Raw genomic sequence first — 16,736 nt, 5'->3', positions numbered from 1 at the left:
CGGCATACTGTGCCGATGGGCCGTACCCGCAGGACAGCGCCGCCCGCGGTCCAGGTAGACACCGGCACCGCGCGGCTCGTCCCGGACCCGGACCGGCGGCGGGCGTACACCCTGCTGTTGGACGGCACCCAGCAGTCACACGTCGATCTCGACGATCCGACACACCTGGAGTTCGAGTACGTCCGCCGGATCGCCGCAGCGATCGACCTGGCCGCCCCGGCCGGTGCCCCGCTGCGGGTGCTGCACCTGGGCGGCGGTGGGCTGACCCTGCCGCGCTACCTGGCCGCCACCCGTCCCGGGTCGAGCCAGCGGGTGGTGGAGATCGACGCCGCGTTGACCGAGCTGGTCCGCCGCGAACTGCCCTGGCCGGCCGACCGCAATCTGCGGGTCCGGGTCGGTGACGCGCGGTCCGCCGTCGAGCAGGCTCGTACGGACAGCTACGACCTGGTGATCGCGGACGTGTTCGCCGGTGCCCGCACTCCGGCACGGCTGACCTCGGTCGAGTTCGTCACCGAGGTCGCCCGGGTACTCGCACCCGGCGGTCAGCTGCTGTCCAACGTGGCGGACGGCCCGCCGTTGGGCTGGGCCCGCCAGCATCTGGCGTCGGTACGGCAGGTGCTGCCCGGCATCTGCCTGATCGCCGACGCGGCGGTGCTGCGCCAGCGCCGGTACGGCAATCTGGTGGTGGTCGCCGGACGCGCCGCGCCGGACGTCGGAGAGCTGACCCGGCGGGCCGCCGGTGACTGGTTTCCCAGCCGGGTGCTGCATACTGCGGCGCTGGACCGGTTGATCGGGACGGCGTCGCCGATCGCCGACGCGACCGCGCAGCCGTCGCCGCCGCCACCGGACGGAATTTTTCCCGGCGGACGTTGATCCGTCCGCCGGGCGGCTCCGTACCTCGGGGTGGGCCCCCAGCCGCGGGCCATGTCGACGTCGGATGGAGGTCCTGCGATGTACGCGGTCGCCAGCGGCTGGCAGGCGGAGAGGATCCGGCCGGGGGCGACCGGCAACGGTTCGGCCACGGCCCGCAGTACGCAACGTTGGCAGAGCATCGACGGGAGGGCGGCCGAGCGCGATGATGAGCCGGTGACGCCACGGACCGCAGGGAGCCGGCAGCAGGCCGGGACAGCGGAGTCCAGCCACGGGGACGATCTCGTCCGCACACTGTACGCAGAGCACGCCCGGCCGCTGCTGGGATTCGTGTTACGGCTCACCGGGGGGGACCGGCAACGGGCCGAGGACATCGTCCAGGAGACACTGCTGCGGGCGTGGCGCAACGCCCACCGGCTCGGCGCGCAGGGCCAGGCGTCGCTGCGACCGTGGCTGGTGACCGTCGCCCGACGCATCGCGATCGACGACCACCGCAGCGAGAAGGCCCGACCGACCGAGGAGTACGACCGGGATCTGGAGAGCTTCGCCGAGTCCGACGGCACCGATCAGGTGCTGCGGCAGATGACCGTCGCCGACGCGTTGCGCACGCTCAGCCAGCCGCACCGGGAGATCCTGGTCGAGACGTACTTCCGCGGCCGCACGGTCCCGGAGGCGGCCGCGGAGCTAGGGCTGCCACTGGGTACCGCCAAGTCGCGGGTCTACTACGCGCTACGAGCGCTGCGGACGGCGCTGCAACAGCGGGGGGTTACAGAATGACACGGTCCGCCCACTGGGACGTCGGAGCGTACGCGCTCGGCGCACTCGATGCCGACGACGTCGAGCGGTTCGAGGAGCATCTCGCCGGCTGCTGGGCCTGCGCGGCAGAGCTGGAGTCACTCATTCCGATCGTCGGGTTGATGTCCACCGTAGACATCGACCAGTTGGAGGACAGCCCCGTCCTCCCTCAGTCCGGCCCCACCGGTGTGAACCGGGCTGGTGGGGCGGACGACGGCGACAGCGGCGCGCCGGTACCGATCCGGCCGACCGTGCGGTCCGACGCCGACCAGCGTCGCGACCACGGTCAGGTCCGTCCGCTCGGCCACGCCGGTAGGTCCCGACGGCTGTTCGCGGGCCGCCCGCTACAGATCGCCGCCGGGTTCGTGCTGCTGGCGACGCTCACCGGTTTCTCGTTCTTCGCCGGGTCGGCCTGGTCAGATGGTTCGGCGACACCGCAGGCCGGGCCGCAGACGTCGGTCTCGGCCAGCCCGTCACCGGTCGATCCGCAGTCCGGGGTCGGTGGTCCGGAGGTCACCGGCGAGAAGTTCAACGCGGTCGACCCCACCACCGGGGTGGAGGCGGACGTGGTGCTGGAGGAAGCCGCGTGGGGCACCCAGGTGTCGTTCGCGCTACGCCGGGTGCCAGGTCCGATGCAGTGCCGGATCGTGGTGCTGCGGGCTTCCGGCACCGCCGAGGTGCTCTCCACCTGGACGGTGCCCGAGGCCGGGTACGGCACCGCGGAGCAACCCGCGCCGTTGCTGCTGAGCACGTCGACGGCGGCACCCCGGGACGACATCGAACGGATCCAGTTCCAGGCGGTCGACCAGTCCGGGGTCGCCACCGCGATCGTTACCGTACCGGTCTGAACAGTACCGGTCTGAACGGAGGGTCGACGTCCATTTCTGACGTACGCCACGAACGGGCGTCGCGATATCTGCGCCAGCAGATCCGACGTACGTGCAGCCCGTGGGTGTCCGAATTAACGGATACCCACGGGCTGTTCTGTCTCTGGTCGTCATCACGCGTTTGCCGCTAACCCGTGACCGGTGCATTCTGCTCCTGATCGGCATGACGTCGGCCGGCCGCACGCAGGACACGACGACCCGGTTCAACGCCGGGCTGTGAAATTATGCACTCGGCATTACCGATCCAATCCGGGATGCGCTGCGTACTCCTTGATGAAGCCCGATGTGGACGAATGAGGGAGGGCACGTGGCACTGGGAAAGCGGACCGTCATAGTCGCAGGCGCGCTGGCGGCACTCGTGTTGCCGGGTTGCGCCCCGGCAGGTTACAACCCGGACGACTTTGGCGGCGCTCAGGCCCAGCCGGTCGTCAACGCGGCGAACGCGGCGTCGGCCGCGCCCGAGCCGGTGGAGACCGAGGACATCGCGGTCGAGGTCGCCGACGAGGACCTCACCAAGGAGCTGGTCGGCAAGGCCGTCGACAAGATGGGTGACGTCGTCACCGACGAGGACGGCTGGCTGCTCTACCGCTTCGAGGAGGACTCCAACGACCCGGCGACCTCGAACTGCGAGGGTGACTGCGCCAAGATCTGGCCGCCGGCGCTGACCGACGGCGACCCCATTCTGTCCGGGGTGGACGAGGAGCTGGTCGGCACGGTGAACCGGCCGGACGGCACCCGGCAACTGACCATCGACGGCTGGCCAATCTACTACTACGCCGGTGACGAGAAGCCCGGTGACTGGAAGGGCCAGGGTGTCGGCGGCACCTGGTACGTCGTGCAGCCGGACGGCACGAAGAACCTGGAGTGCCTGCCGGAAGGCACCCCCAAGCCGATTGCGGTGCCGGACGGTGACGGCCGCGACAACATCAAGGGCCTCGACGACAGCAAGGACTCACAGAGCGAGGACTCGGACAGCTTCGACAGTGACTCTGAGGACTCGGGCGACTACGACTACTGACTCTTTCAGGGCGCCCGTGAATCGCGGCGGCCGGTCGTTGCCAGGGAGGGCGCGGCCGGCCGTCGCCACGTTTTACGGTGGATCCGCCACCGGCGCCTCGAGCCGGTTCTTGAAGCCCGCATTAAGTGCCTCCTAAGTGTTCCGTAGTTGCTCCAAGGATTGTTGACTGTTGTGGAGTGACATCCATACGGTCGACGGCAGTGGCGAACCACAGCCATCACCAACTGCGTTGCACCCGGACGACCAATTGGCGTTCGACGAAAGAGGTGGCACCACGTGAACAGCTCACAGCGCCGCAGGCGTACCAGCGACCAGCCGACACGCCGGGGCAGATCGGCGGGCAGCACCCGCAACCGCGTCATCGCGGTGACCACGATGTTGGCGGTCTTCGGCGGCGTGGTGGCGGTGACCCAGATCTCGTCTGCCGGAACCCGCGGCGACCGGGACCGAGACCGGGACCGTGGTCGCGACCGGGCCGCCGCGGTCTGTGTAAGCCCGAGCGAGTCGGTCGACCCGGCGGACACCGGGACCACCGTGGACAGCAACGGCGTACGGCACCACTGGGGTGACGGCCAGCGCGGCCCGGACCAGTGCCAGGACTCCCCCGCGCCCGGCGATCCGACCGACGCGCCGGCCGGGTTGGAGATCCTCGGCGACGACTGCACCGACAGTTCGTTGGCCCCGCACGAGGGTTTCCAGGACGGTGAGCGGTGTGTCAGTACGGCGTTCGGCGAGGTCGGCGACGCGGACACCAACCCGCAGCTGATGATCATCTCGTCGCCGAGGCGGGTCCGCGCGAACCAACCGTTCACCCTGCGGATCAGCACCCGCAACCTGGTACGCGACCGGTTCCTGCCGGCCGGGCAGGGCGGCTACTACCTGGAAAGCTCGTTCCTGACCGAGGACGGCCTGACCCGGGGGCACTTCCACACCGCGTGCCGGATGCTGACCAGCAACCGCACCGCTCCCGAACCTGGCCCGGTACCGGCGTTCTTCGTAGCCACAGAGGACGGTCGGGGTGGCGCCGGCGCCGACGAGGTCACCGTCGAGGTACCCGGCCTGCCCGGCCCCGGCATCGCCCAGTGCGCGTCGTGGGCCGGCGACGGCTCGCACCGGGTGCCGATGATGCAGCGGGCCAACCAGATCCCCGCCTTCGACGTGGTCCGGGTTGTCGTCACCCGATGAGGTCGGCCGGCACCGGCGGTGACCGCCGGTGACCCGGGTCCAGCCAACCGACGCCGGGACGAGCAGCAGACTCGTCCCGGCGTCGATGCTGTCCGCCGCTGCTGGCACAGTGACCGGCATGGTCGTGGAAAGACGGACGTCCGAGGGCACGCCGGAGCCGGCCAGGGCCGCACCGGAGCTGACCGGTGCCACACCGGCGCGGGTCCGGGTGCTGCGGCCACCAAACGACTACCAGTTGGCCGGCTCGGTACGCACGCTGGCGATGGGCCGACACGACCCGTGCGCCCGGTGGCTGGCGGACACCTTCTGGTGGACCGCCCGTACCCCGGCCGGGCCGGCGACCCTGGCGCTACGCCGACACGGCGGCGACCTCGTCGCCGCCGGCTACGGACCCGGCGCCAGCCAGATCTGCGACATCGCCGATGCGGTCGCCGGGCTCCGCGACGACGTGTCCGGTTTCCTGCCCCTGGCCCGCCGGCATCCGGTCGTCGCGGCGGTGGTCCGCCGCTACGCCGGCGTCCGGCTCCCGGCCACCAGGCAGGTGTTCGCCCGGTTGCTGCGGGCCGTGCTGGAGCAGAAGGTCACCGGCGCGGAGGCGTACCGCGGGTACGCCGCGACGGTCCGCCGGTTCGGCGTACCAGCTCCCGGCCCGGTCACCGGCCTCTGGGTCCCCCCGGAGCCGGCGGCCCTCGCCGCCGCACCGTACTGGTCGCTGCATCCGCTGGGCATCGAGCAACGACGGGCGCAGGCCCTGTGCGGCGCGGCGGCGGTCGCCGACCGGCTGTCGGACAGCGGCGACCCGCAGACGGCCACCCGGCGGTTGACCGCGCTGCCCGGGATCGGCCCGTGGACCGCCGCCGAGGTGGTCCGGGTGGCGTTCGGCGCGGCTGACGCGGTGAGCGTCGGCGACTACCACCTGCCGAACACGGTGGCCTGGGCGCTGGCCGGCGAGGCCCGCGGGACGGACGCCCGGATGCTCGAACTGCTGGAGCCGTTCCGGGGGCACCGTGGTCGGGTCTGTCTGCTGCTGGAGCTGGCCGGGGTACGGGCGCCCCGGTTCGGGCCCCGGGCCCCGGTCCGCTCCTTCACCACCTACTGACCCGCTCTCACCGGGCTGGCTCTACACCGGGCTGGCTCTAAACCGGGTTGCCGGCGGTCAGCGGGTGAGCCGGCGCAGCGCGGTGCCCAGCCGGTGGGCGTAGGCCCGCTGCGCCAGCGCACCCAGTGGGCCGGCCAGCCGCATGATCGGCGCCACCGGCCGGCTGAACGCCACCACCGACAGCCACACCCGGTCGCCGTCGCGGTGCACCAGGAACGCCTCCTCGCCACTGGCCGGATGGCCGGGCAGGGTGCCGTACGCGAATCCGGCAAGGTCCGGCTCGTCGACCGCCCACACCACCGCGCACGGCGCGGTGATCCGCAGCGGCCCCACGCCGAGGCCGACCGTCACCAGCACACCGGCCTCGGCCCGGGGAGCCGACGCCGTCACCCGGGCACCGGCGGCCCGGTGCATCCGCCAGGTGAGCACCGCCTCGGCCGCCGCCGGAAAGCTGCCCGGCCGTAGCCGGCTACGGGACCGCAGGTGGCGGTAGCCCGCCGGCAGCGGCGGTACGGCCTGCCGGACCGATCCGGCCTGGTGGCGCAACACGGCGGTGGCACCGGTCTGCGGGTAGGTGAAGCTGGGCATGCGATCCGCCTTCCCCGTACGGTCGCCGGGACGGCGCCGACGAGCGGAGCAGGACACCGGCCAAAACGGCCGGTCCGGTCACCTGGATTGTCCTCCGATCAACCGTTTGTCGCTGCGGTAATCAGCGGTATGGTCTGCCACCATGACAGCGTTCACACCGGTCCTGCCCGAGCTGACCGCCGGCTACCTGCGGACCGGTCTGCACCAGGTCAAGGGCTGGCTGAACGTCTCGACCGCCGTGTACCTCAGTGGCGTGGAGGCCGCCCAGCGCGGGGCCGGGGTGAGCGGCGACGTGGCCGAGATCGGCATTCACCACGGCAAGTCGTTCCTGTGCCTCGCCCTGGATCTGCCAGCGGATCAGCGGGCGGTCGCCATCGACGTCTTCGACGACCAGGCTGCCAACCTCGACCAGTCCGGACGCGGTGACCGGGACATCTTCGAGCAGAATCTCGCGACCTACGGCGCCGGCGACAACGTCGACATCGTGCAGTCGTCGAGTCTCGACCTGGAGCAGGCCGGCTTCGTCGCCGCCGGGCGCCGCTTCCGGATCTTCTCCATCGACGGTGGCCACACCGACCAGATCACGGTGAACGACCTGCGAATCGCCGAGCGGACCGTGGTCGACCACGGGCTGGTGGTACTCGACGACGTACTCAACCGGCACTGGCTCGGCGTGATCACCGGCCTGTTCAGCTACCTCGGCGACGGCGGCAGCCTGGTGCCCGCCGTGTTGGTGCCCAACAAGCTGATCCTGGCCACCTCGACCGACCAGGCGAAACACTGCCGGGCGATGTTCGCCGAGCAGTTCCCGGACGGGCTGGAGAAGGCCGACGTACCGCTGGCCGGCCATCAGATCGACGTCTACGGCGACCGCCCCTGGCTGGTACGCGGCGAGGACGGCCGCAGCGAACCGGTCACCGGTCACGAGTTGATGGCGACGATCACCGCAGCCCGGCTCGCCGAGCTCGAACAGCAACTGCGCTCCGCCCGGGCGGAGCTCGACAGGACGCGCCGCCAGCTCGACGCGACCCGCCAGCAGTTGCGGACGGCGGCCCAGCCGTTGTACCGGCGCGCGGCACGCCGGCTCCCGTGGCTGGTTCGCCCGGTCCGGCCGGTGTTGCGCCGGGTCCGTGCCGTGGTCCGGCGGTCCCGCTAGTCGTCCTCGGCCGGCCGGCGGTCCGGCGGATCGTCGGACCGGGATGGTTCACTGGGTGAGTGACTTTCCCGATCGCCCTACCGATCGAGCCGATGCTGGCGAAACCGGTCGCGACGCTGCCGGTCGCCGCCGGGATGAGCTACGAGCCCAAGTGGGACGGCTACCGCTGTGTCATCTTCCGTGACGGTGATCAGGTCGAGCTGGCCAGTCGCGGCGGAAAGACGCTGACCAGGTATTTTCCCGAGGTCATCGAGCAGGCCCGGCAGCAGTTGCCGCCCCGGATCGTGGTGGACGGCGAGTTGGTGGTGATCCGGCCGGAGACCGGGCGGTCCCGGCTCGACTTCGACCTGCTCGGCCAGCGGATCCATCCGGCGGCCTCCCGGGTGCGGCTGCTCGCCGAGCAGACCCCGGCCTCCTTCGTCGCCTTCGACCTGCTGGCGCTGGGCGACGAGGTGCTGCTCGACGAGCCGTTCACCACCCGCCGGGCCCGGCTGACCGACGCGCTGGCGGCGGTCACCGCACCGGTTCATCTGACCCCGGTGACCACCGACCCGGACACCGCCCGCCGCTGGTTCGAGATCTTCGAAGGCGCCGGCCTCGACGGCGTCATCGCCAAGCCGGCCGAGCTGCGCTACGAGCCCGGGAAAAGGACGATGTTCAAGGTCAAGCACGGGCGGACCGCCGACGTGGTCGTCGCCGGCTTCCGCTGGCACAAGTCCGGCCCGGTGGTCGGGTCACTGCTGCTCGGGCTCTTCGACGATGCCGGGGTGCTGCACCACGTCGGCGTGTCTGCGTCGTTCACCGCCGCCCGGCGCGCGGAGCTCGTCGACGAGCTGGCGCCATTGCGCACCACTGCAGCGGACCACCCGTGGGGGTCGGGTGACGACGGCTCCGGCCAGCGGATTCCGGGCGCGCCGAGCCGGTGGAGCGGCGGCAAGAATCTCGAGTGGCAGCCGCTGCGGCCCGAACTGGTCGCCGAGGTCGCCTACGACGCGATGGAGGGCGACCGGTTCCGGCACACCGCACGGTTCCAACGCTGGCGTACCGACCGGGAGCCGGCCTCCTGCCGGTACGACCAGCTGGACCGGCCGGTCCGGTTCGACGTGGACCGGGTGCTGGCCGGCGACCCGACCAGCCAGCAGTGAGCCGACGCCGCTGGCTGCCCACGAGCCGGCGCCGCTGGCTGCCTGCCGTCGCGGCCGCGCTGGTCGGCCTGACCGGATGTACGGCGACGCCGCCCGGCCCCGGGGTGCCTGGCGGATCCGACCCGTCGCCGCACTGGCAGCCCTGCCCGGAGTCGACCGGGCAGCGGTACGGCCAGCCGCCCGAGGGGCTGCGCTACGACTGCGCCACGATCGACGTACCGGTCGACTGGGCCGCCGGTCCCACCGCCGGCACCCTCCCCGTTGCGCTGATCCGGGCCCGATCGGCCCGGCAGCAGGATCGCATCGGCACCCTGGTGGTCAATCCGGGCGGACCCGGGGTCTCCGGGGTGGACGCCGCCGCCCGGTTGGCGCTGGGCGAACGGCTCGGCGGTCTGCCGGAGGCGGTGCTGCGCCGGTTCGACGTGGTCGGCTTCGACCCGCGTGGGGTGGGCCGCTCCGACCCCGTCGACTGCGTCGACGACAGCGACTGGGACGCCACCTTCGGGGCGGACCCGGACCCCCGTGACCCGGCAGCCTTCGCCGAAGCCGCCGCGCTCGGTCAACGAATCGCGGCCGGCTGCGCGGCGCGCTACGGCGAGCGGCTCACCGCGTACTCCACCCATCAGACGGCCCGTGACCTGGATGCCGTGCGGGCGGCGGTCGGCGACGACCGGCTGACTTTCCTCGGCTACTCGTACGGGAGCCTACTCGGAGCCACCTACGCGCATCTGTTCCCGCACCGGGTCCGCGCGCTGGTGCTGGACGGTGCGATCGACCCCGGGCAGGACCCGGTCGCCGGTTCGCTGAGCCAGGCCGCCGGCTTCGAACGGGCGTTCGCCGCCTTCGGGCAGTGGTGTTCCGGCGCGCCGGCCGACTGCCCGATCAGTGCCGACCCGGCCGGCACGCTGACTGAGGCGATGGACCGGGCCCGGCAGGCACCGGTCACCGGGGCGGACGGCCGGGCGGCCACCGCCGGCTGGATCTTCTACGCGGTGGTCGCCTCGCTGTACGACCGCAGCGGCTGGCCACGGCTGGGCCGGGCGCTGGCCGAGCTGGGCGACGGCGACCCTGGTCCGGTGTTCGACCTCGCCGACGGCTACACCGGTCGTGGCGACGACGGCCGGTACGGCAACCTGTTCGCCGCCAACCTGGCGGTCAACTGCGCCGACGCCGAGGTGCCGCTGGGCACCGACGAGATCCGGCAGTTGCAGCAGCAGTGGCGCCGGCAGCATCCGACGTTCGGTCCGGCGCTCGCCGTCGGCCTGCTGGCCTGCGCCAACTGGCCGGTCGCGCCCGACCCGTACCCGGTCGGGCCGGCGGTCGGTGCCGCGCCGATCCTCGTCGTCGGCACCACCGGTGATCCGGCCACCCCGTACGAGCAGGCACCGCGGTTGGCCGAGTCGCTCGGCACCGGTGTGCTGGTGACCCACGAGGGCGACGGGCACACGGCGTACCCGCACGTGGCTTGCGTGGCCGACGTGGTGGACGCGTACCTGATCGATCTGACGGTGCCCGACGACGGCCTGACCTGCTCGTCCTGACCTCGGCCCCGGGCGGACTGCCCTCGGCTCCGGGCGGGTCAGTCGCCGGGCCTGGGCGGGTCAGTCGCCGGGCACCGGACGGGCCCGGGACGGCTGCACCCGCATCGGTTCGCCGGGCATCTTCGGATGGTCCGGTGGGTACGGCATGTCACCGGCGCCGTCGCGGTCGTCCCGGTCGGCCCACTCCAGCAGCGGAGTGATGTCCCACGGCGTGTCGTCGATCCCGGCGTGCGGGTCGCCGACGGCGGCCAGCCGGGGCGGTACGGTGCGCAGGTCGAAGTCATCCGGCTCGACCCGGGTCAACTCGTCCCAGGTGACCGGGGTGGAGACGGTGGCGCGGGCGTTCGCCCGCAGTGAGTAGGCACAGGCGATGGTCCGGTCCCGGGCCATCTGGTTGTAGTCGATGAAGACCTTGCGCCCCCGCTCCTCCTTCCACCAGGACGTGGTGACCAGGTCGGGCCGGCGGCGCTGCACCTCGCGGGCGAACGCGATCACCGCCCGACGGACCTCGGTGAACAGCCAGCGCGGCTGGATCCGCAGATAGATGTGCACCCCGCGGCCGCCGGAAGTCTTCGGGTAACCGATGGCGCCGAGCTCGTCGAGAATCGCCCGGACTTCGCCCGCCGCCGCCACCGCGTCGGCGAAGTCGGTGCCCGGCTGCGGGTCCAGATCGATCCGCAGCTCATCCGGCCGGTCCACGTCACCGGAACGGACCGGCCAGGGGTGGAACACCACGGTGCCCATCTGCGCGGCCCAGGCGACGTGGGCCAGATCCGCCGGGCAGAGTTCGTCGGCGGTACGGCCGCTGGGAAACTTGATCTGGGCGGTACGCAGCCACGGCGGCACGCCCCGGGCCGGCACGCGCTTCTGGAAGAACATCTCGCCGTCGACGCCGTCCGGGAACCGCTGCAGCGTGGTGGGGCGGTCGCGCAGCGCGCGCAGGATGCCGTCGCCGACGGCCAGGTAGTAGTCGAACACGTCCCGCTTGGTGTACCCCGGCCCGGGGAAGCACACCCGGTCCGGGCTGCTCAGCCGCACCTGGTGGCCGGCCACTTCGACGGTGGTCGCGGCCCGGGAACTCCGGCTCTGCCCTGTCACCCCTCGACCTTAGGCCAGCCGGCCGGTGATCGGCGGCCGGCGGTGCCGTACCGCCGTACCGTAGTGACCATGACAGACGAGATGACGTCCCTGCCCCGTACCGACGAGCAGTGGCGGGCGCGGCTCAACCCCGAGGAGTTCCGGGTGCTGCGTCAGTCCGGCACCGAGGCGCCCTGGTCCGGCGAGTACGTCGAGACCACGACGGTCGGCACGTACCACTGCCGGGCCTGCGACACGCCGCTGTTCACCAGTGACACCAAGTTCGACTCGCACTGTGGCTGGCCGAGCTTCGACGAGGCGCTGCCCGGGTCGGTGCGCTACATCGAGGACCGCTCACACGGCATGGTCCGCACCGAGGTGCGCTGCGCCACCTGCGACTCGCACCTCGGGCACCGGTTCGACGGCGAGCGGTACACCCCCCGCAACGCCCGCTACTGCATGAACTCGGTAGCGCTGCGGCTGGAGCCGGCGACCGACGCCACCCGGAGCTGACGACCCACCCCGCTTTTCGCGCATTTCCCAGCATTTCGGTCACATCATTTCGGCGATTCGCCCGTTCCGGGCCTCCCCGATGCCGCACCCTGCGAATGAGGCTGACGTTGGGAGAAGCACGATGGCGACCTGTGAGGTCTGCGGCAACGACTACTGGCTGGCGTTCGACATCCGGACGGTCAGCGGGGACACCTACACCTTCGACTCGTTCGAGTGCGCGATCCAACTGCTCGCGCCGATCTGCGAGCACTGCCAGTGCAAGATCGTCGGGCACGGGGTCGAGGTGTCCGGACGGTTCTTCTGCTGCGCCCACTGTGCCCGGGCAGTCGACCAGGAGCAGGGTGCCGAGGTCCGCGACGCGGTCGGCAGCCGGCCGGGCTGAGCCGCGTATCATCCGTCGGCGTGCCCCCCGAAACTGGCCTGACGCAGCACGTCGCGCATACCGCCGAACTGCCGCCGTTGGTGCTGTACCAGCTGCTCAAGCTGCGGGTCGACGTGTTCGTGGTGGAGCAGCGGTGCGCGTACCCGGAGCTGGACGGCCGCGACGTCGAGCCGGACGCCCGCCAACTGTGGCTGACCCGGGGTGACACGGTGGTGGCCTGCCTACGGCTGCTCGACGAACCGGGCGGCGGCGCGGAGCCCACGGCCAGGATCGGCCGGGTGGCCGTCGCCGCCGCCGAACGCGGCCGGGGTCACGCCGGCCGGCTCGTCGAGGCGGCGCTGCGGCTCGCCGCGGGACGGCCCTGCGTGCTCGACGCCCAGGCCCACCTGACCGGGCTGTACGCGCGGTACGGGTTCGTCGTCGTCGGACCGGAATACCTTGAGGACGGCATCTGGCACGCGCCGATGCGCCGTCCGGCAGGTCCGGACGGCGCACTCGGCGGGACCTGACCCACCGGGGCGGTCCGTGCGAGAGACCGGCGACCGGATGGACGTGTCCATCGCGGCCGCCGGCCCGGACCGCCGTACCCGTCACCGGGTCGGCGGCGCTTTCACGGGTCAGCGCTGTCGCTCACCCGAGTTCCGCCAGGCGCTGCCGGCCTTGGCCAGCCCTCGGCTGACCACGTAACCGATGGTCAGCAGCGCGACGTACAGCCATGCGGTGCTGGCCGGGAAGGGGTCCCCGCCACCAGCGGTACCCTGCACGCCGTCGATGTCCGGGTTGATCACCTGGGAGGCCAGCAGTACGCCGGCGACCGCGATCAGGTAGACGTAGAACTCGGTGCTGCGGAACGCCGACTTCGTCTCGGTGCCCGGGGTGATCGCCGGGCGCATCCCGGCGTTCATGTCCATCTGGTGTGTCTGGCCGTCGGCCATCGGCTGGCCGGCCATCGGCCGGTTCACGGCGGTGGTGTTGCGGGTCGGAGCTTGCGTACTCATCACACCCTCCTCCGGATCAGATGAGTGGTCCTTCTCCGGTCCGGTCGACCCGGTCGGGCTGACCGGTCAACCTCGGGGGGCAGTGGATGGGTACCCGGGCCGGCACCCCGGAAACGTCAGGGCAGATTTGCGACCAGGTCGGCGACGGTACGGTGCCGTCCGGTGAAGAACGGCACCTCCGCGCGGACGTGCCGGCGCGCAGACGAGGCCCGCAGGTCGCGCATCAGATCGACGATCCGGTGCAGTTCGTCGGCTTCGAAGGCGAGCATCCACTCGTAGTCGCCGAGTGCGAAGGATGCGACGGTGTTCGCCCGGACGTCCGGATACGGCCGGGCCATCTGCCCGTGCTCGGCCAACATCGCCCGCCGCTCCGCCTCCGGCAGCAGGTACCACTCGTACGAGCGGACGAACGGGTACACGCAGATGTACGCCCGGGCCGGCTCGCCGGCCAGGAACGCCGGCACATGGCTCTTGTTGAACTCGGCCGGGCGGTGCAGCGCCAGCTGGGACCAGACCGGGGCGAGGTGACGACCCAACGCCGTACGGCGCAACCGCCCGTACGCGTCCTGCAGCTCGTCGCTGTCCGCCGCGTGCCACCAGATCATGATGTCGGCGTCGGCCCGCAGCCCGGCGACGTCGTAGGTGCCCCGGACCGTGACGTCCTTGGCGGTCAGCTCGCCGATCAGCGACTCGACCTCACCGATCAGGTCGTCGCGCAGCGCCGGCAGCCGCTCGGCGACCCGGAACACCGACCACATGGTGTACCGGATCGTCGAATTCAGCTCACGCAACCGCGCCGCGTTGGTCTGCTCGTCGCCGCTCATCGGCGTACCCCTTCCAGGTTTGTCAGGATCTCATCGGCGGCGTTCTCGCCGGACCGCACGCACACCGGGATGCCGATACCGTCGTAGGCCGCGCCGGCCAACGCCAGCCGCCGCCCCGTGGCCCGCAGCGACCGACGGGCCGCCGCCACCCGGCTCAGGTGCCCCGGCGGGTACTGCGGCAGCGCGCCACCCCACCGCTGCACGTGCGACTGCACGGCGGCCGGTGGCCGGACACCGGTGAGCCGGGTCAGCTCGGTACGCACGGCGTCGACCAGCTCGTCGTCGGAGCGTTGCAGCAGCCGCTCGTCGCCGTGGCGGCCGACCGAGGCACGGACCACGGCCAGCCCGTCCGACCGTCGCAGTTGGGTCCACTTGGTGCTGAACAGGGTGACAGCCTTGGTCATGGTCCGCTCGGTCGCCGGTACCAGGAAGCCGGAGATCTCCGGTAGCTGCGGCCGCGGCACCGCCAGGGTGACCAGGGCGATGCTGGCGTACTCGAGCGCGCCGACCCGGACCGCCGCGGCGGCGTCCACCGCGGCGAGCAGCCGGGCTGCCGGTCGGGCCGGCACCGCCAGCACCACCGCGTCGACGTCCACCCGCTCGGTGCTGCGGGTCGGACCGACGGTCAACCGCCAGCCGCCCGCCGAGGCGACCAACTCCCGCACCACCGCCGAGGTCCGCAGCCGGACCTCGGCTGCGCCGTCGGCGGCCGACAACGCGGCCCGGACCGCCGCCACCAGTCGGCTCAGCCCGCCGTCGACGGTGGCGAACACCGGCGCGCCGGCGGCCGGTGGCCGGGCGGCCAGCGCCGCGCGGACCGCCGCGACCAGGGTGTGTTCCGTGCGGGCCGCCGTCGCCAGCCCTGGGATGGTGGTGGCCAACGACAAGGTGTCGGCCCGACCCGCGTACACCCCGCCGAGCATCGGGTCGACCAGTTGCTCGACGACCTCGTCACCCAGCCGCCGACGAACCAGCTCACCGACGGCGACGTCCTCGTCCGGCTGCAGCAACGGCCGGCCCTGGTCGGCGTCGCGCTCCGGTTCGGCGCGGGCCACCCGGGCCACCGCCGCGAGGTCGCCGGGCACGCCGATCAGCGTCCCGGCGGGTAGCGGGACGAACTGTCCGTCCCGGGCCAGCGCCGCCTGGCCGACCGCCGGGTGCCGCAGGTGGTCGCCGAGGCCGACTCGACGGGCCAGCGCGACTGCGGCGGAGTCGCCGCCGGCCGGATCCCGCATCAGGAACGCCTCGGCGCCGCGTTCCACCGGCAGCCCGGCGAATTCCCTGGTACGCAGCTTGCCGCCCAGCTCGTCGGACTGCTCGTAGACCGTGATCCGGGTCCCTGCGGGTGCCCGGTCGCGCAGCCGCAACGCCGCGGCCAGCCCGGCGATCCCGCCACCCACCACGGCGATCCGCCACGGTTGCTGCATACCGTCACCTTGCCACCCGGGCGGTAGGCCCGGCCGGCCGGGCCTACCCGGGTGTGACGCGGGTCAGCGCTGCGACGTCTCGTGCACCAACTCGACGACCCTGGTCAGCACGTCGGGGTCGGTCTCCGGCAGCACCCCGTGACCGAGGTTGAACACGTGTCCGGGGGCGGCGCGCCCGTCGGCCAGTACCCGCCGGACCTCGGTGCGTACCACCGGCCACGGCGCGAGCAGCAGACACGGGTCGAGGTTGCCCTGCACGGCACGGTCCGGACCGATCCGCGCGGTCGCGGCGTCCAGCGGGGTACGCCAGTCCACCCCGACCACGTCCGCGCCGGCCTCGCCCATCGCTTTGAGCAGTTCGGCGGTCCCCACTCCGAAATGGATCCGGGGCACTCCGGCGTCGGCCAGGCCGTGCAGCACCGCCGCGGAGTGCGGCAGGACGTGCCGACGGTAGTCGGCCTCGGAGAGCGTCCCGGCCCAGGAGTCGAACAGCTGGACCGCGGCGACGCCCGCCGCGACCTGCACCCGGAGAAACTCCAGGGTGATCTCGGCGAGCCGGGCGCAGAGCGCGTGCCAGGTCTGCGGATCGCCGTACATCAGGGCCTTGGTCCGCCCGTGGGTACGTGACGGTCCGCCTTCGACCAGGTAGCTGGCCAGGGTGAACGGCGCACCCGCGAACCCGATCAGCGGAGTCGCACCGAGCGCGGCGACGAGCAGCCGAACCGCCTCGTCGACGAAGCCGACGTCGTCCGGGGTGATCCGACGAAGCCGACCGACGTCGGCAGCGCTGCGGACCGGTTCGGCGATGACCGGCCCGGTGCCGGCGACGATGTCCAATTCGACGCCGGCCGCCGCCACCGGGACGACGATGTCGCTGAACAGGATCGCGGCGTCCACGCCGTGCCGCCGTACCGGCTGCATGGTGATCTCGGCGACCAGGTCCGGCCGCCGGCAGGACTCCAGCATGCCGATGCCGCTGCGCAGCTGGCGGTACTCGGGCAGCGAACGACCGGCCTGGCGCATGAACCACACCGGCGTGTGCGGCACCGGTTCCCGGCGGCAGGCCCGGACGAAGGCGGAGGTGGCCAGCGGTCCCACCGGGGCCGGGGCCTGCGCGGGTGTGTCGGGTGTCGCGTCGTGGGCGGCGTTGCCCGGCGTCGTCGTGGTCATCGGCGCCTATGGTGTCACGGTTGCACGGCTGGTCGGCAGCCGCCGCCCCGATCCGGTCCGG

The 16,736-nt window shown here is 72.2% G+C and carries 18 protein-coding genes; 12 read left to right on the top strand and 6 right to left on the bottom strand.

From position 1 onward, the window contains the following. Positions 1-15: 15 nt before the first annotated feature. The 6 genes from O7629_RS06885 (at position 16) to O7629_RS06860 (ending at position 5,854) form a co-directional block, all read left to right on the top strand. The gene (locus O7629_RS06885) at positions 16-873 is read left to right on the top strand and encodes a fused MFS/spermidine synthase (protein WP_278168197.1); all 858 of its coding nucleotides are present in this window, start codon (positions 16-18) and stop codon (positions 871-873) included. Positions 874-951: 78 nt separating this feature from the next. Then, entirely contained in the window at positions 952-1,647 is a 696-nt protein-coding gene (locus O7629_RS06880) for a sigma-70 family RNA polymerase sigma factor (RefSeq protein WP_278168196.1), read from the top strand. Beyond that, positions 1,644-2,513: a zf-HC2 domain-containing protein gene (locus O7629_RS06875; RefSeq protein WP_278168195.1), complete on the top strand. Its 870-nt coding sequence runs from the start codon at positions 1,644-1,646 to the stop codon at positions 2,511-2,513. The genes O7629_RS06880 and O7629_RS06875 overlap by 4 nt, the downstream gene beginning before the upstream one ends. 346 nt (positions 2,514-2,859) lie before the next feature. Next, the gene (locus O7629_RS06870; RefSeq protein ID WP_278168194.1) at positions 2,860-3,570 is read left to right on the top strand and encodes a hypothetical protein; all 711 of its coding nucleotides are present in this window, start codon (positions 2,860-2,862) and stop codon (positions 3,568-3,570) included. A 276-nt stretch (positions 3,571-3,846) separates the two neighbouring features. Next, positions 3,847-4,755, top strand: a complete 909-nt coding sequence (locus O7629_RS06865; RefSeq protein ID WP_278168193.1) for a hypothetical protein — start codon at positions 3,847-3,849, stop codon at positions 4,753-4,755. Between the two features lie 118 nt (positions 4,756-4,873). After that, positions 4,874-5,854: a DNA-3-methyladenine glycosylase 2 family protein gene (locus tag O7629_RS06860; RefSeq protein WP_278168191.1), complete on the top strand. Its 981-nt coding sequence runs from the start codon at positions 4,874-4,876 to the stop codon at positions 5,852-5,854. Positions 5,855-5,911: 57 nt separating this feature from the next. Here the strand turns inward: O7629_RS06860 and O7629_RS06855 are convergent, their stop codons facing one another. Continuing rightward, on the bottom strand, positions 5,912-6,442 hold the full coding sequence (locus O7629_RS06855; protein ID WP_278168190.1) for a DUF1990 domain-containing protein: 531 nt from the start codon (positions 6,440-6,442) through the stop codon (positions 5,912-5,914). 142 nt (positions 6,443-6,584) lie between these two features. On the opposite strand from O7629_RS06855, the gene O7629_RS06850 reads away from it, so the two are divergent. The 3 genes from O7629_RS06850 to O7629_RS06840 are packed head-to-tail and all read left to right on the top strand — an operon-like array spanning position 6,585 to position 10,284. Further along, positions 6,585-7,598: a class I SAM-dependent methyltransferase gene (locus tag O7629_RS06850; RefSeq protein ID WP_278168189.1), complete on the top strand. Its 1,014-nt coding sequence runs from the start codon at positions 6,585-6,587 to the stop codon at positions 7,596-7,598. Between the two features lie 59 nt (positions 7,599-7,657). Beyond that, complete coding sequence (locus tag O7629_RS06845; protein WP_278168188.1) at positions 7,658-8,743, top strand: ATP-dependent DNA ligase; 1,086 nt, start codon at positions 7,658-7,660, stop codon at positions 8,741-8,743. Next, a complete protein-coding gene (locus O7629_RS06840) occupies positions 8,740-10,284 on the top strand; it encodes an alpha/beta hydrolase (protein WP_278168187.1) in 1,545 nt (514 codons plus the stop codon). Before O7629_RS06845 ends, O7629_RS06840 begins: the two co-directional genes overlap by 4 nt. Positions 10,285-10,344: 60 nt before the next feature. Here O7629_RS06840 and ligD read toward each other — a convergent pair whose 3' ends face one another. Next, positions 10,345-11,382: a non-homologous end-joining DNA ligase gene (gene ligD, locus O7629_RS06835; protein ID WP_278168185.1), complete on the bottom strand. Its 1,038-nt coding sequence runs from the start codon at positions 11,380-11,382 to the stop codon at positions 10,345-10,347. Positions 11,383-11,451: 69 nt separating this feature from the next. On the opposite strand from ligD, the gene msrB reads away from it, so the two are divergent. From msrB to O7629_RS06820, 3 genes are all read left to right on the top strand, one after another. Further along, positions 11,452-11,874, top strand: coding sequence for a peptide-methionine (R)-S-oxide reductase MsrB (gene msrB / locus O7629_RS06830; protein WP_278168183.1), 423 nt, complete (start codon positions 11,452-11,454; stop codon positions 11,872-11,874). Positions 11,875-11,995: 121 nt separating this feature from the next. Next, positions 11,996-12,256, top strand: a complete 261-nt coding sequence (locus O7629_RS06825; protein ID WP_278168181.1) for a Prokaryotic metallothionein — start codon at positions 11,996-11,998, stop codon at positions 12,254-12,256. 38 nt (positions 12,257-12,294) lie between these two features. Then, the gene (locus O7629_RS06820; protein WP_278174437.1) at positions 12,295-12,765 is read left to right on the top strand and encodes a GNAT family N-acetyltransferase; all 471 of its coding nucleotides are present in this window, start codon (positions 12,295-12,297) and stop codon (positions 12,763-12,765) included. Between the two features lie 108 nt (positions 12,766-12,873). Here O7629_RS06820 and O7629_RS06815 read toward each other — a convergent pair whose 3' ends face one another. The 4 genes from O7629_RS06815 to hemE all read right to left on the bottom strand — a co-directional run bounded on the left by O7629_RS06815 (position 12,874) and on the right by hemE (position 16,675). Next, entirely contained in the window at positions 12,874-13,254 is a 381-nt protein-coding gene (locus O7629_RS06815) for a hypothetical protein (RefSeq protein ID WP_278168180.1), read from the bottom strand. A 116-nt stretch (positions 13,255-13,370) separates the two neighbouring features. Beyond that, positions 13,371-14,078, bottom strand: a complete 708-nt coding sequence (gene hemQ, locus O7629_RS06810) for a hydrogen peroxide-dependent heme synthase (RefSeq protein WP_278168179.1) — start codon at positions 14,076-14,078, stop codon at positions 13,371-13,373. Further along, positions 14,075-15,505, bottom strand: coding sequence for a protoporphyrinogen oxidase (gene hemG, locus O7629_RS06805; RefSeq protein ID WP_278168178.1), 1,431 nt, complete (start codon positions 15,503-15,505; stop codon positions 14,075-14,077). The genes hemQ and hemG overlap by 4 nt, the downstream gene beginning before the upstream one ends. Positions 15,506-15,568: 63 nt before the next feature. After that, a complete protein-coding gene (hemE, locus tag O7629_RS06800; protein ID WP_278168177.1) occupies positions 15,569-16,675 on the bottom strand; it encodes a uroporphyrinogen decarboxylase in 1,107 nt (368 codons plus the stop codon). Positions 16,676-16,736: the final 61 nt, after the last annotated feature.

The sequence above is a fragment of the Solwaraspora sp. WMMD792 genome, assembly GCF_029626105.1.
GTDB lineage: Bacteria > Actinomycetota > Actinomycetes > Mycobacteriales > Micromonosporaceae > Micromonospora_E.
Note: the sequence above shows the minus strand (reverse complement) of the source record. Positions and strands in the feature narration are given on the sequence as shown.

What these genes read in the sequence shown, in the direction of transcription:
- O7629_RS06855 (WP_278168190.1), bottom strand. Translation starts at nt 6,442, where the DNA reads ATGCCCAGCTTCACCTACCCGCAGACCGGTGCCACCGCCGTGTTGCGC.
- O7629_RS06860 (WP_278168191.1), top strand. Translation starts at nt 4,874, where the DNA reads ATGGTCGTGGAAAGACGGACGTCCGAGGGCACGCCGGAGCCGGCCAGG.
- hemE (WP_278168177.1), bottom strand. Translation starts at nt 16,675, where the DNA reads ATGACCACGACGACGCCGGGCAACGCCGCCCACGACGCGACACCCGAC.
- O7629_RS06880 (WP_278168196.1), top strand. Translation starts at nt 952, where the DNA reads ATGTACGCGGTCGCCAGCGGCTGGCAGGCGGAGAGGATCCGGCCGGGG.
- hemQ (WP_278168179.1), bottom strand. Translation starts at nt 14,078, where the DNA reads ATGAGCGGCGACGAGCAGACCAACGCGGCGCGGTTGCGTGAGCTGAAT.
- O7629_RS06875 (WP_278168195.1), top strand. Translation starts at nt 1,644, where the DNA reads ATGACACGGTCCGCCCACTGGGACGTCGGAGCGTACGCGCTCGGCGCA.
- msrB (WP_278168183.1), top strand. Translation starts at nt 11,452, where the DNA reads ATGACAGACGAGATGACGTCCCTGCCCCGTACCGACGAGCAGTGGCGG.
- hemG (WP_278168178.1), bottom strand. Translation starts at nt 15,505, where the DNA reads ATGCAGCAACCGTGGCGGATCGCCGTGGTGGGTGGCGGGATCGCCGGG.
- O7629_RS06825 (WP_278168181.1), top strand. Translation starts at nt 11,996, where the DNA reads ATGGCGACCTGTGAGGTCTGCGGCAACGACTACTGGCTGGCGTTCGAC.
- O7629_RS06815 (WP_278168180.1), bottom strand. Translation starts at nt 13,254, where the DNA reads ATGAGTACGCAAGCTCCGACCCGCAACACCACCGCCGTGAACCGGCCG.
- O7629_RS06885 (WP_278168197.1), top strand. Translation starts at nt 16, where the DNA reads ATGGGCCGTACCCGCAGGACAGCGCCGCCCGCGGTCCAGGTAGACACC.
- O7629_RS06850 (WP_278168189.1), top strand. Translation starts at nt 6,585, where the DNA reads ATGACAGCGTTCACACCGGTCCTGCCCGAGCTGACCGCCGGCTACCTG.